The sequence below is a fragment of the Pseudomonas sp. A0308 genome, from assembly GCF_044218815.1.
Taxonomy (GTDB): Bacteria; Pseudomonadota; Gammaproteobacteria; order Pseudomonadales; family Pseudomonadaceae; genus Aquipseudomonas; species Aquipseudomonas iridis.
Genome location: NZ_CP162581.1, coordinates 2,738,539 through 2,751,228, shown reverse-complemented (window position 1 = coordinate 2,751,228; position 12,690 = coordinate 2,738,539). Strand labels below are relative to the sequence as shown.

Annotated in this window: 11 protein-coding genes; 10 read left to right on the top strand and 1 reads right to left on the bottom strand. The window is 60.3% G+C overall.

Features of this window, described 5'->3' with window-relative positions:
• Window positions 1–140: 140 nt before the first annotated feature.
• The 9 genes from AB4P92_RS12675 (at window position 141) to AB4P92_RS12635 (ending at window position 9,563) form a co-directional block, all read left to right on the top strand.
• Entirely contained in the window at window positions 141–758 is a 618-nt protein-coding gene (locus AB4P92_RS12675) for an NUDIX domain-containing protein (protein ID WP_042557353.1), read from the top strand.
• The gene (locus tag AB4P92_RS12670; RefSeq protein WP_042557354.1) at window positions 749–1,201 is read left to right on the top strand and encodes a DUF1249 domain-containing protein; all 453 of its coding nucleotides are present in this window, start codon (window positions 749–751) and stop codon (window positions 1,199–1,201) included. Before AB4P92_RS12675 ends, AB4P92_RS12670 begins: the two co-directional genes overlap by 10 nt.
• Window positions 1,202–1,299: 98 nt before the next feature.
• Window positions 1,300–2,115 carry a 3',5'-cyclic-AMP phosphodiesterase gene (gene cpdA, locus AB4P92_RS12665; protein ID WP_395599463.1) on the top strand — a complete coding sequence of 272 codons (816 nt, stop codon included), beginning with the start codon at window positions 1,300–1,302 and terminating at the stop codon, window positions 2,113–2,115.
• Between the two features lie 221 nt (window positions 2,116–2,336).
• Window positions 2,337–2,945, top strand: a complete 609-nt coding sequence (locus AB4P92_RS12660; RefSeq protein WP_395599462.1) for a YqiA/YcfP family alpha/beta fold hydrolase — start codon at window positions 2,337–2,339, stop codon at window positions 2,943–2,945.
• Between the two features lie 41 nt (window positions 2,946–2,986).
• Window positions 2,987–4,891: a DNA topoisomerase IV subunit B gene (gene parE, locus AB4P92_RS12655; RefSeq protein ID WP_042557357.1), complete on the top strand. Its 1,905-nt coding sequence runs from the start codon at window positions 2,987–2,989 to the stop codon at window positions 4,889–4,891.
• Entirely contained in the window at window positions 4,891–5,880 is a 990-nt protein-coding gene (locus tag AB4P92_RS12650; protein ID WP_395599461.1) for an esterase-like activity of phytase family protein, read from the top strand. Before parE ends, AB4P92_RS12650 begins: the two co-directional genes overlap by 1 nt.
• Entirely contained in the window at window positions 5,877–6,401 is a 525-nt protein-coding gene (locus AB4P92_RS12645) for a TIGR02281 family clan AA aspartic protease (RefSeq protein ID WP_042557359.1), read from the top strand. Before AB4P92_RS12650 ends, AB4P92_RS12645 begins: the two co-directional genes overlap by 4 nt.
• Window positions 6,402–6,408: 7 nt before the next feature.
• Window positions 6,409–8,673 carry a DNA topoisomerase IV subunit A gene (gene parC, locus AB4P92_RS12640; RefSeq protein ID WP_042557360.1) on the top strand — a complete coding sequence of 755 codons (2,265 nt, stop codon included), beginning with the start codon at window positions 6,409–6,411 and terminating at the stop codon, window positions 8,671–8,673.
• Window positions 8,674–8,849: 176 nt separating this feature from the next.
• Complete coding sequence (locus AB4P92_RS12635; RefSeq protein WP_042557361.1) at window positions 8,850–9,563, top strand: membrane integrity-associated transporter subunit PqiC; 714 nt, start codon at window positions 8,850–8,852, stop codon at window positions 9,561–9,563.
• Between the two features lie 259 nt (window positions 9,564–9,822).
• On the opposite strand, the gene AB4P92_RS12630 is transcribed toward AB4P92_RS12635, so the two are convergent.
• Window positions 9,823–11,334 carry an AhpA/YtjB family protein gene (locus AB4P92_RS12630; protein WP_210624138.1) on the bottom strand — a complete coding sequence of 504 codons (1,512 nt, stop codon included), beginning with the start codon at window positions 11,332–11,334 and terminating at the stop codon, window positions 9,823–9,825.
• 134 nt (window positions 11,335–11,468) lie between these two features.
• Between AB4P92_RS12630 and serB the strand changes: the two genes are divergently transcribed.
• On the top strand, window positions 11,469–12,683 hold the full coding sequence (gene serB / locus AB4P92_RS12625; protein ID WP_047299476.1) for a phosphoserine phosphatase SerB: 1,215 nt from the start codon (window positions 11,469–11,471) through the stop codon (window positions 12,681–12,683).
• Window positions 12,684–12,690 lie beyond the last annotated feature (7 nt).

Here is a 12,690-nt window from a genome sequence, read left to right as displayed (position 1 = left end):
GGGTTTCGCCGCCACCGTCCATCCCGATGACGGTAAAGGGGCTGCATCAAACGGTACGGGCGCGTTAGGATGGCGCGAAGTCGAGGTTGCCAGTAACGATAAGCAACCTCGTAATGGATTCGCAGTAAACGAGGATGCTCATGACTGATTTTGCCAACGCCATTCCGACCGCCGTCGACATCGTGCGCCGCGAGAGCTGCTATCAGGGCTTCTACAAGCTCGACCGTGTGCACCTGCGCCATGAGCTGTTCGCCGGGGGCATGAGTCGCGAGATCAATCGTGAATTGTTCGTGCGTCACGATGCCGTGTGCGTGCTGCCGTACGATCCGCAGCGCGACGAAGTGGTGCTGATCGAGCAGTTTCGCGTCGGTGCGATGGGCAAGGCTGACAATCCGTGGCTGGTAGAACTGGTCGCTGGTCTGATCGACAAGGATGAACAACCGGAAGAAGTTGCTCACCGCGAGGCGCAGGAGGAAGCTGGGCTGGACATCAAGGCCCTGTGGCCGATGACCAAATATTTCCCGTCACCGGGCGGCAGCAACGAGTTCGTGCATCTGTATCTGGGGCGTTGCAGTACCGATGGCGTTGGCGGCCTGCATGGGCTGGAGGAAGAGGCAGAAGATATCCGCGTCACGGTCTGGGCCTTTGAAGATGCCTTGCAGGCCGTCCGTGACGGACGCATTGCCAACGCGGCGAGCATCATCGCTTTGCAGTGGCTGGCGCTCAACCGCGCCGAAGTGAGGGGGTTATGGTTGTAAACAAGCTGCGCGATCGTTATCGAGTCGACCTCGTGGGGCTACAGGCTGCCTGCGAGGCCAACTACGCGCGCCTGATGCGACTGGTGCCGGACATGCGCAACGAGCCCGAGGCCCGGCGCATCGCCGTGACTCAGGGCGAGCAGATGCTCGGCGTACTGGCCCTCGAAGTGCTGCAAACCTGCCCGTATACCACCACGTTGCAGGTGCGCCAGGAGCACAGCCTGCCGTGGTTGCCGGTGCCGCAACTGGAAGTTCAGGTCTATCACGACGCGCGTATGGCTGAAGTGATCAGCGCCGAACATGCACGACGCTTTCGCGGCATCTATCCTTACCCGAACGCCGCGATGCATCAGCCCGATGAAAAAGCTCAGCTCAATCTGTTCCTGGGGGAATGGCTGAGTCATTGTCTGGCGTTGGGGCACGAGTACGAAGTCGTACGCTAGTTGTGAACTGCGTCCGGTTCCTCGGTTTCCTCTTTCAGTAATCCCCCAGCATAATTGCGGCACTTAACGATTCCGTGCTTTTGCCTTGGGAGAACGCCTTGCCGAGCGTATCCACATTGACCACCGCCGATCCTGCGTTGCTGGTGCAGTTGTCCGACAGCCATCTGTTCGCCGAAGCGGATGGCTCGCTGCTGGGCATGAACACCCGCGAGAGCCTGCAAAAGGTCATCGAGTTGGTCCTGGGGCAGCAGCCGAAAATCGACCTGATGCTGGCCACCGGGGATATTTCTCAGGACGGCACGCTGGAGTCCTATCAGCAATTTCGTGAAATGACCGCGCAGATCGATGCGCCGGCGCGCTGGATTCCCGGCAACCACGACGAACCGATGATCATGGCTGAGGCCGCCGTGCAAAGCGCGTTGCTCGAATCGGTGGTCGATCTCGGCAACTGGCGCGTGACGATGCTGGATTCGGCGGTACCGGGTTCGGTGCCGGGGTATTTGCAGGACGATCAGTTGCAACTGCTGGCCCGCTCGTTGAGCGAAGCGCCGGAGCGTCATCATCTGGTGTGTTTTCACCATCATCCGGTGTCGATCGGTTGTGCGTGGATGGAGCCGATTGGTTTGCGCAATCCAGAGGCGTTTTTCGAGGTGCTGGATCGTTTTCCGCAGGCGCGGGCGGTGCTGTGGGGGCATGTGCATCAGGAAATTGATCGCCAGCGTAATGGCGTGCGTTTGATGGCGTCACCTTCGACCTGCATTCAGTTCGAGCCGGGGAGTGAAGACTTCAAGGTCGGTGAGCAGGCACCGGGGTATCGCTGGTTGCGGTTGTTGCCGGATGGACGGCTGGAAACCGGGGTTGAGCGCGTGACTGATTTCGCCTTCACCGTCGACTACGGCTCCAACGGGTACTGAAATTCCTTTTTTCAACGGCTAATGCCAACCCGGCTAACGCTACCTTGTAGGAGCTGCCGAAGGCTGCGATCTTTTGACCCTGTTTTTACAATCAAAAGATCGCAGCCTGCGGCAGCTCCTACAAGAGGCAACATGCTCAGCATGGGCATCATTTGTATGGCCCATCCTGCTGTGACTCCCTGTAAACTCCGCTATCTTTCGCCGACACCCAGGGAGCTCAAATGTCCGGTTCGATCCTCTATATCCACGGTTTCAACAGCGCTCCGACCTCGAAAAAGGCCTGTCAGCTGGTGGCGGTGATGGAACGGATGGGTTTGAGCGAGCAATTGCGTGTCCCGGCCCTGCATCACCATCCGCGTGAAGCCATCGGTCAGTTGGAACAGGCGATTGCCGAGCTAGGCCAGCCGTTGCTGGTGGGAAGCTCACTCGGCGGCTACTATGCGACTCACCTGGCCGAGCGCCATGGCCTGAAAGCCCTGCTGGTCAACCCGGCGGTCAGCCCGCACCGGATGTTCGACGGCTATCTGGGCACGCAGAAAAACCTGTACACCGATGAAACCTGGGAATTGACCCACGACCACGTTGCGGCCCTGGCCGAACTGGAAGTGCCGGCGCCCCAGGATGCGCAGCGTTTTCAGGTCTGGTTGCAGACCGGCGATGAAACATTGGATTATCGCCTCGCCCAGCAGTATTACCGCGCCTGTGCCTTGCGCATCCAGGCCGGCGGCGACCACAGTTTCCAGGGTTTCGCCGGGCAATTGCCGGCGTTGCTGAGTTTTGCCTGCATTGGCGCCGATTTGTATCAGGCAATCGATTTCACCGCACTGTGAAGTCTTGCCCCTATTTCATGAATGACTGACGACGAGACCCTATGGCCACTCCCAGCGCTAGCTCTTATAACGCCGACGCCATCGAAGTCCTCTCGGGCCTCGACCCGGTGCGTAAACGCCCCGGCATGTATACCGACACCAGTCGGCCGAACCACCTCGCCCAGGAAGTCATCGACAACAGCGTCGACGAAGCCTTGGCCGGCCACGCCAAATCGGTGCAGGTCATCCTGCACGCCGACCACTCGCTGGAAGTCAGCGACGATGGCCGCGGTATGCCGGTCGACATCCACCCTGAAGAAGGGGTATCGGGTGTTGAGCTGATCCTCACCAAGCTTCACGCGGGCGGCAAGTTTTCCAACAAGAACTACCAGTTCTCCGGCGGTCTGCACGGGGTGGGTATTTCCGTGGTCAACGCCTTGTCGACCGAAGTCCGGGTGCGCGTGAAGCGTGATGGCAACGAGTACCAGATGACGTTCGCCGATGGCTACAAGGCCACCGAACTTGAAGTCGTCGGCACCGTTGGCAAGCGCAACACCGGTACCAGCGTGTATTTCGCGCCGGACCCTAAGTATTTCGATTCACCGAAATTCTCCATCAGCCGCCTCAAGCACGTGCTCAAGGCCAAGGCCGTGTTGTGCCCGGGCCTGCTGGTCAGCTTTGAAGACAAAGGCACCGGCGAGAAAATCGAGTGGCATTACGAAGACGGCCTGCGCTCCTATCTGGTCGACGCTGTCAGCGAGTTCGAACGCCTGCCGAACGAACCGTTCTGCGGTGCTTTCGCCGGTAATAAAGAAGCGGTCGATTGGGCATTGCTGTGGCTGCCGGAAGGTGGCGACGCGGTGCAGGAAAGCTACGTCAACCTGATCCCGACGGCGCAGGGCGGTACCCACGTCAACGGTCTGCGTCAGGGCCTGCTCGATGCGATGCGCGAATTCTGCGAATTCCGCAGTCTGCTGCCGCGCGGCGTGAAGCTGGCGCCGGAAGACGTCTGGGAGCGCATTGCCTTCGTTCTGTCGATGAAGATGCAAGAGCCGCAATTCTCCGGCCAGACCAAAGAGCGTCTGTCGTCCCGTGAAGCGGCGGCGTTTGTCTCCGGTGTGGTCAAGGACGCGTTCAGCCTGTGGCTCAACGCCAACCCGGAAACCGGCCTGGCGCTGGCCGAACTGGCGATCAACAACGCCGGCCGTCGTCTGAAAGCGAGCAAGAAAGTCGAGCGCAAACGCGTCACCCAGGGGCCGGCACTGCCGGGCAAACTGGCCGACTGCGCCGGGCAGGACCCGATGCGTTCCGAACTGTTTCTGGTCGAAGGTGATTCCGCCGGCGGTTCCGCCAAGCAAGCGCGGGACAAGGAATTTCAGGCGATCCTGCCGTTGCGCGGCAAGATCCTCAACACCTGGGAAGTCGACGGCAGCGAAGTGCTCGCCAGTCAGGAAGTGCACAATATTGCCGTGGCCATCGGTGTCGATCCAGGCTCGGCCGACATCGCCCAGCTGCGCTACGGCAAGATCTGCATCCTCGCCGACGCCGACTCCGACGGTCTGCACATCGCAACCTTGCTCTGCGCGTTGTTCGTCCAGCATTTCCGCCCGCTGGTGGACGCCGGTCACGTCTACGTCGCGATGCCGCCGCTGTACCGCATCGACCTGGGCAAAGAGATCTACTACGCCCTCGACGAGGCTGAGCGTGACGGCATTCTCGACCGTCTGGTGGCCGAGAAGAAACGCGGCAAGCCACAGGTCACCCGATTCAAAGGTCTGGGTGAAATGAACCCGCCGCAACTGCGTGAAACCACCATGGACCCGAACACTCGGCGTCTGGTGCAGTTGACTCTGGAAGACTTCGACGCGACCTCGGAAATGATGGACATGCTACTGGCGAAAAAACGCGCCGGTGATCGCAAATCCTGGCTGGAATCCAAAGGCAACCTGGCCGAGGTTCTTGGTTGATGCGGGTTGGCTTTGCCCTGGCGTGTGCGTTACTCCTGACCTCTGTTTCGGCGCTTGCCGAGCCGGTGCCGGAGTTGCGCGTGCTGTCCGAGCATCCGGTAGACGGCATGCGCGGCGGCAACCTGTCGGGCCTGGCGCAGTGTGGCAACGAGTTGTGGACGGTGTCCGATCGCGACGATGATCAGATCTATCGCCTCGATACGCGGCAAGCCACCTGGCAGGCCGAAACCGTGCGCATCGACGTGCCTGAATTACCCGAGACCGGGCTGCCCTGGGGGTTGCGTTCGCGCAACTGGGCGGCGTCGTTCGTGCGCGGCGGCGATCTGGATTTCGAAGGCATCAGTTGCGACAGCGCCGGCAATCGCTACATCGTCAGCGAGGGGCATGCGGCGGTGTTGCAACTGCCTGTCAGCGGCCCGGCGAACTGGCTGAAGATCTCGCCGATTGTGGTTCGCGAAGCGCGAGCCAAGGGCATGTTGCAGAAATTCAACGCGATATTCGAAGGTCTGGCGATCAATCCGGCGGGGGATCAGATGTGGTTGGCTGCCGAGCGCCAAAGCCGTGGCTTGCTGTTGATCAAGCGCCAGCAGACGGTGTGGGACTGCGACGGTCGCTGTGTGCTGCTGAGCGAAGGCGGCAAGGAAATGCAGCCGACGCAGTTTCCCAAAGCCAAAGCGGTCGACCGGGATTTTTCCGACCTGTCATTTTTCAACGGCAAGCTGTTCACCCTCGAGCGCAACGCCTTTCAGATTTGCCGTCGCGATCCGCTGACGGCCAAGGTCGAGCGCTGCTGGTCGTATGCCGCCGAACTGTTGCAGGAAAATCGCCGTTATTCACAGGACTATGGGCTGGAAGAAGCCTTGATCGTCGATGCCAACGGTGCGTGGATTGGCGTCGACAATAATTTCGGCCCGCGTGCCGATGGCGAGAACCGCCCAATTGTCTGGCGCTTCGCAGCGCCGCAAGGTGGCTGGAGCGCCAAGCCATGAGCCAGCAACCGCCGGGCAAGCGCGCCGGTCGGGTGCTGATGATTCTGGCCTGGTGCGCAGCGCTGTTTCTGGCCACGCGGTTTTTTGGCCAGTGGGAACAACGCCAGCAGAATCCGAACGTCGTCGTGAGTTCGGAGCAGGGCGCAGGATTTATCGAAGTGAAACTGGCGAGCAATGCCCAAGGGCACTTTGTCGCCAGCGGTCAGATCAACGGCGAACCGGTGGAGTTCATGCTCGACACCGGCGCGACCGATGTCGCGATCCCGGCGGATCTGGCCAAACGTTTGAAGCTGGAAGAAGGTTTCGGTGTGACCCTGAGCACGGCCAATGGCCTGAGCCAGGGCTATCGTACAAAAATCGCTCGCCTGCAACTGGGCGACATCGTGTTGCGGGATGTCCGCGCACTGGTGGCGCCGGGGTTGCATGGTGATCAGGTGCTGCTCGGCATGAGCGCCCTGAACAAACTTGAATTTACTCAGCGCGGTGGCACCATGCTGCTGCGCCAGACAACGAACCGATGAGGCCTGCATGAGCAATCCCCTTGATCTTAGCCTGGACGGTGTTGAACGCCGCTCGCTGGCTGACTTCACCGAAAGTGCCTACCTCAACTACTCCATGTACGTGATCATGGACCGTGCCCTGCCGCATATCGGCGACGGCCTGAAACCAGTGCAGCGGCGGATCATCTATGCGATGAGCGAGTTGGGGCTGGACGCCGATTCCAAGCACAAGAAATCGGCGCGTACCGTCGGCGACGTGCTCGGCAAGTTCCACCCGCACGGTGACTCGGCGTGCTACGAAGCGATGGTGCTGATGGCCCAGCCGTTCAGCTATCGTTACACGCTGGTCGACGGTCAGGGCAACTGGGGTGCGCCGGATGATCCCAAGTCCTTCGCCGCCATGCGTTACACCGAAGCGCGTCTGTCGCGATATTCCGAAGTGCTGCTCAGCGAACTTGGCCAAGGCACCGCGGACTGGGGCCCGAACTTCGACGGCACCCTGCAGGAGCCGCTGGTGTTGCCAGCGCGCCTGCCCAACATTCTGCTCAACGGCACCACCGGTATCGCCGTGGGCATGGCCACCGACGTACCGCCGCACAACCTGCGCGAAGTCGCGACCGCGTGCGTGCGCTTGCTCGATGAGCCCAAAGCCACGGTCGAACAGCTCTGCGAACACATTCAGGGCCCGGATTATCCGACCGAAGCGGAAATCATCACACCGCGCGCCGACCTGCTGAAAATGTACGAAACCGGCAAGGGCTCGGTGCGCATGCGCGCCGTGTACCACGTCGAGGACGGCGACATCATCGTCACCGCGCTGCCGCATCAGGTCTCCGGGGCCAAAGTGCTGGAGCAGATCGCCGGGCTGATGCAGGCCAAACCATCGAAAGCGCCGCAGATTGCTGACCTGCGTGACGAATCCGACCACGAAAACCCGTGCCGCATCGTGATCATTCCGGTCAACAGCCGCGTCGATCACGAAGCACTGATGCAGCATCTGTTCGCCAGCACCGAGCTGGAGTCGACCTACCGGGTCAACGTCAACATCATCGGTCTGGATGGCAAGCCGCAGCTGAAAAACCTGCGCGCATTGCTGGTCGAATGGCTGGAATTTCGCGTGCAGACCGTGCGTCGCCGCCTGCAATTCCGCCTCGACAAGGTCGAGCGTCGCCTGCACCTGTTGGACGGTTTGTTGATTGCCTACCTCAACCTGGATGAAGTGATCCACATCATCCGTACCGAGGAACACCCGAAAGCCAAGCTGATCGAGCGTTTCGCCCTCAGCGAAATTCAGGCCGACTACATTCTCGACACGCGTCTGCGTCAATTGGCGCGACTGGAAGAGATGAAGCTGCGTGATGAGCAGGACGAACTGCTCAAGGAACAAGCCAAGCTGCAAGCCCTGCTGGGCAGCGAAGCCAAGCTGAAGAAACTGGTGCGCACCGAGCTGATCAAGGATGCAGAGACCTATGGCGACGACCGCCGCTCGCCAATCGTCGAGCGCGCCGAAGCCAAAGCGCTGACCGAACACGATCTGCTGCCGAACGAGAAAGTCACCGTCGTGCTCTCGGAAAAAGGCTGGATCCGTTCTGCCAAGGGGCACGAGATCGACGCCACCGGCCTGTCGTACAAGGCTGGCGACGGCTTCAAGACCTCGGCGGCGGGGCGTTCCAACCAGTCTGCCGTGGTGATTGACTCCACCGGCCGCAGCTATTCGGTTGCCGCGCACACGTTGCCGTCGGCTCGCGGCCAGGGCGAACCGTTGACCGGCCGTCTGACACCGCCACCGGGTGCGACGTTTGAATGCGTGCTGATGCCCGAAGACGATGCGCTGTACGTCATCGCCTCCGACGCCGGGTATGGTTTCGTGGTTAAAGGTGAAGACCTGCAAGCCAAGAACAAGGCCGGTAAGGCGCTGTTGAGCCTGCCGAACAACGCCAAGGTCATCGCGCCGCGTCCGGTGGCTGATCGTGAGAACAACTGGCTGGCCTCGGTCACGACCGAGGGTCGCCTGCTGATCTTCAAAATCAGCGATCTGCCACAATTAGGGAAGGGCAAAGGCAACAAGATCATCGGTATTCCCGGTGAGCGTGTCGCCAGTCGCGAAGAATATGTCACGGACATCGCCGTCATTCCGGAAGGCTCGACCTTGGTGTTGCAGGCCGGGAAACGCACGTTGTCGCTGAAGGCTGACGATCTCGAACACTACAAAGGTGAGCGTGGGCGTCGCGGTAACAAGCTTCCGCGTGGCTTCCAGCGAGTGGATGCGCTGCTCGTCGAAAACCTCAATTAGGCGTCCTAGAGAGCTCGATCTACGATTTAACGCGTAGATCGACGCTTTGGCGCTGGAGTCGGAACGCATATTCACGGATGATATGGCCTTTCAAGCGCCGGCGTGGCCGAGCGTTCTTCATATTTATTGAGTATTTTCACTGTGGTCAGCTTTGTGGCGGCCACCTGGACGGGATGATGACTGCGCTGCGCCTTCCAATTATTTTGTTACTCGCCGGCGTTCTTGGCCTGGCGGGTTGCAGCGTTCACCAGCCGGTGTCGCTCTATCAACTGGACAGCGGAAGTCCGGTTCAGCCTGCGCAAAGCGCGGGCATGGCGGTTTTGTTGGGCCCGGTAGTCGTAGCCGATTACCTGCAACGTGAAACCCTGCTGCAACGTCAACCGGATGGCAGTCTGCAAGCAGCGACCGACGGTCGTTGGGCTGGCAGCCTTTCGTCGGATATTGATCAGTTGCTGATGCGTCAGGTTGCCGGTCATCTGGACAGTCAGCGTGTCGTGCTGGCACCGGCCACTGGCGGGTTCACCCCGGATGTGCAGGTGTTGCTGACCATCACGCGTCTGGACTCCGGTGCGAAACAACCGGCAATTCTCGATGCGCAATGGCGCTTGATCGACCGTCGCGGCAAGGTGCGCGATAACCGCATCGTTCATCTGCAAGAGTTGCATGCGGGCAGCACGGCGTCGCAGGTAAAGGCTCAAGGCATTCTGTTGCAACGTCTGGCCGAGCAACTGTCGGTAGCGCTCAAGCCATTGGCCAATCAGCCTCCTGTGGCAGAAGTACCGCGTAAAGCGGCGCAGAAACCGGCAGCGCGGGCCGATGAAGCCGAGAAGCAGCCGAAGATCCCGATGGCATCGCCGATTCGTACAGACATGGAAGTGTTTCGCTTCTAAGGCTGGATCGAGTCAAGACAGAGCCCGCCCTTGTGCGGGCTTTGTTGTGTCTGGACGAACGAATAACACACGCGAACCCTGTAGGAGCTGCCGAAGGCTGCGATCTTTTGATCTGGTCTTCAGGATCAAGATCAAAAGATCGCAGCGTGCCGCAGCTCCTACACGATCCGATTCCGCGTTCGAAGATCCTTTCAGGTGACCACAAAAAAGCCCGCAGACAATCACTCGTCTGCGGGCTTTTGCGTATCAGGGCTATGGCTTAAGACCGACGCTCATGCATCCGCGCCAGTTGCCGCTCCAGCATCGATGGATAAGGCTCCATCAACCGCTCGACACAGCAAGCGCCCTCAGGGCTGGCTATCGGCCGGATCCGCGCACGCTGACGGATCAGCGCGTCATCACTGATCTTGCGCTCGACCAGCAGCAGGTTGCGGCTGTGTTGCGACAGGGCCAGGGCATCCTGCGCCGAATCAGTCAGCAGCAGATCGATCTGACTCAAACCGAACAATTCATCGCCAAGGGTCAGGCCCAGTTGCAATTGCAGCGTGATGCCGCTGTCGGCGACTTCGATTTGCAACTGATGACCCAGTGCACGCAGCAACTCGCCGCAGCAAATCGCGTTGGTCAGGTAGTCGTCGCCGCTGTCTTCGGTGTGGAACAGCATCAGCGTGCTGCCGTCGTTCAGGGTTTCGATTTCGCCCTGGTACAACGAAGCGGCTTGATCCAGACAGTCGCGGTAGCGCGCCTGCAATTCTTCCAGACGTGCCCGAGGCAAACGGCGCAGTTGCTCTTGCGAGCCCAATTGCACCGCCAGCACTGCCGTGTGTTGCGGTACGTTCGGCGTTGCTTTGCGCACGGCCGGTTGCGCGACGGCAGTCAAAGACTCGTCGCGCAGGTCGGCGAACGCGTCGTCGTCATCATCGTCTTCGACGGTGCTGACCACATGGCGCGGAGCAGGCTTGTGCGCGGCCAACGGGCGGGTTTCGTCAAAGCTCGGGTCGCGCAGATTGCGTACTTCGAACTCCGGTTCGTCTTCTTCGTCCTCGAACTCAGGTTCCGGCTCAGGCTCGGGCGCAGGTTCCGGCGCGTAGTTGGCGTGCAGTTGCCGCGCCAGATCGCCAATTTCATCCTGACGTTCTATGCCCGGCGTGTGCTCGTCGATCCGGCGCAGCCAGACGCGTAATTGCAGCAATGGTGTGGACAGATAACGGCCCATGCGCAGGCTCAAGGCCAGCGACAGCGCCAACAGAATTGCACTGAGAATGCCCATGCTCTGCAAGCTGATGGTCATTGGCTGCTGGAACTGATCCATGTCCAGGCTGATGCGCAGTTGCCCGGCCGTCACGTCCTGGAAAGTGATCTTGCTCTCGTACATACCCTCGGCTTCGCCCAACAGGCTGTGCTTGGGGCGCTGGCCGGATTCGGCGAGGATGCGGTTATCCACGCTATAGATAGCCGCGTGGGCGACCAGTTTGTTCTTGGTCAGGTTATTGAGCAGCACGTTAAGGCTGAGGATGTCGTTGGACACCAACAGCTCAGTGGCGGAGGTGGCGGTCTGCGTGGTCAGGCTTTCGCCCAGCGCATCGGCCTGCTCGTGCATGGCCTGCTTGAATTGCAAACCCATCACGCCGGCATAGATCACCAGGGCCAGAGCGACCAGGATCACGTTATGGCTGGCAATGCGCAATGCTATCGGTACACGGCGGTGGCGCAGTGCACGGAAGATCAGCAGGAAGAAGTTATCGGTTTTGACTGGCGTAGGCCGGTTCACTGAGCTCGGCTCTTTTGTCCGTGAAGTTGACGCGCAGTATAGCGACAGGCCCTAGACCGGCAAAGCGCTCGCTGTGCCCGATGGTCACTGAAAGTGGGTAGAATGCGGTTTTTTTCCAGTTGCGGGGGTGCGCGTTGCGCGAAATCGTCCTGATTAACATCACGGGAGTCGACCGTCCTGGTCTGACGGCGGCCATTACGGGTGTTCTGGCCCAAGGTGGCGTGAACATTCTCGACATCGGTCAGGCGGTGATCCACGACACCCTGTCGTTCGGCATCCTGGTTGAAATTCCCGACTCCGAGCAAGGCAAATCCGTGCTCAAGGACATCCTGTTCAAGGGCTACGAGCTCGACCAGCAGGTGCGCTTCACTCCGGTGTCCGAAGAGGATTACCAGCAATGGGTGGGCAATCAGGGCAAGAAACGCCACATCGTCACCCTGTTGACCCGCAAAGTGACGGCCGGCCAATTGCAGGCTGTCAGTTCGATCACGGCCAAATACGGCCTGAACATCGATCACATTGACCGTCTGTCGGGTCGCATGCCGCTGGACACCCCGGCCGACAAGGGAAAGGGCTGCATCGAGTTCTCCGTGCGTGGCGAAGCGGCCGATCCGCAGGCGTTGCGTGCCGAGTTTCTCAGTGTCGCGCACGAATTGAACGTCGACATCGCTTTCCAGGAAGATTCGCTGTTCCGTCGCAACCGTCGTCTGGCGGTGTTCGACATGGACTCGACACTGATCGAAGCCGAAGTCATCGACGAACTGGCCAAGGCGGCCGGCGTTGGCGAGCAGGTTTCGCAGATCACCGAGCGCGCGATGGCCGGCGAACTGGATTTCCGTGCCAGTTTCAAGGAGCGTCTGGCTTTGCTCAAAGGCCTCGACGTCAGTGTGCTCGATTCGATCGGTGCTTCACTGCGCCTGACCGAAGGTGCCGAAACCCTGTTCGCCGAACTCAAGCGTCTGGGCTACAAGACCGCCATCCTGTCGGGCGGCTTCACCTATTTTGCCAAGCAATTGCAGGCCAAACTCGGCATTGATTACGTGTTCGCCAACGAGCTGGAAGTGGTCGACGGCAAGTGCACCGGCGTGGCGATCGAGCCGATTGTCGATGCGCAGCGCAAGGCTGATCTGCTGAGAGAGTTGGCGCATAAGGAAGGTCTGCGTCTGGAGCAGACCATTGCGGTCGGCGACGGCGCGAATGATCTGCCGATGCTGGCGATTGCCGGGTTGGGTGTGGCGTTCCGCGCCAAGCCGCTGGTCAAACAGTCGGCGAAACAGGCGATCTCCACGCTTGGGCTGGACGGTGTCCTGTACCTGCTGGGCTTGCGCGATCGCGACGGACAGCTGTGAGTTCTCG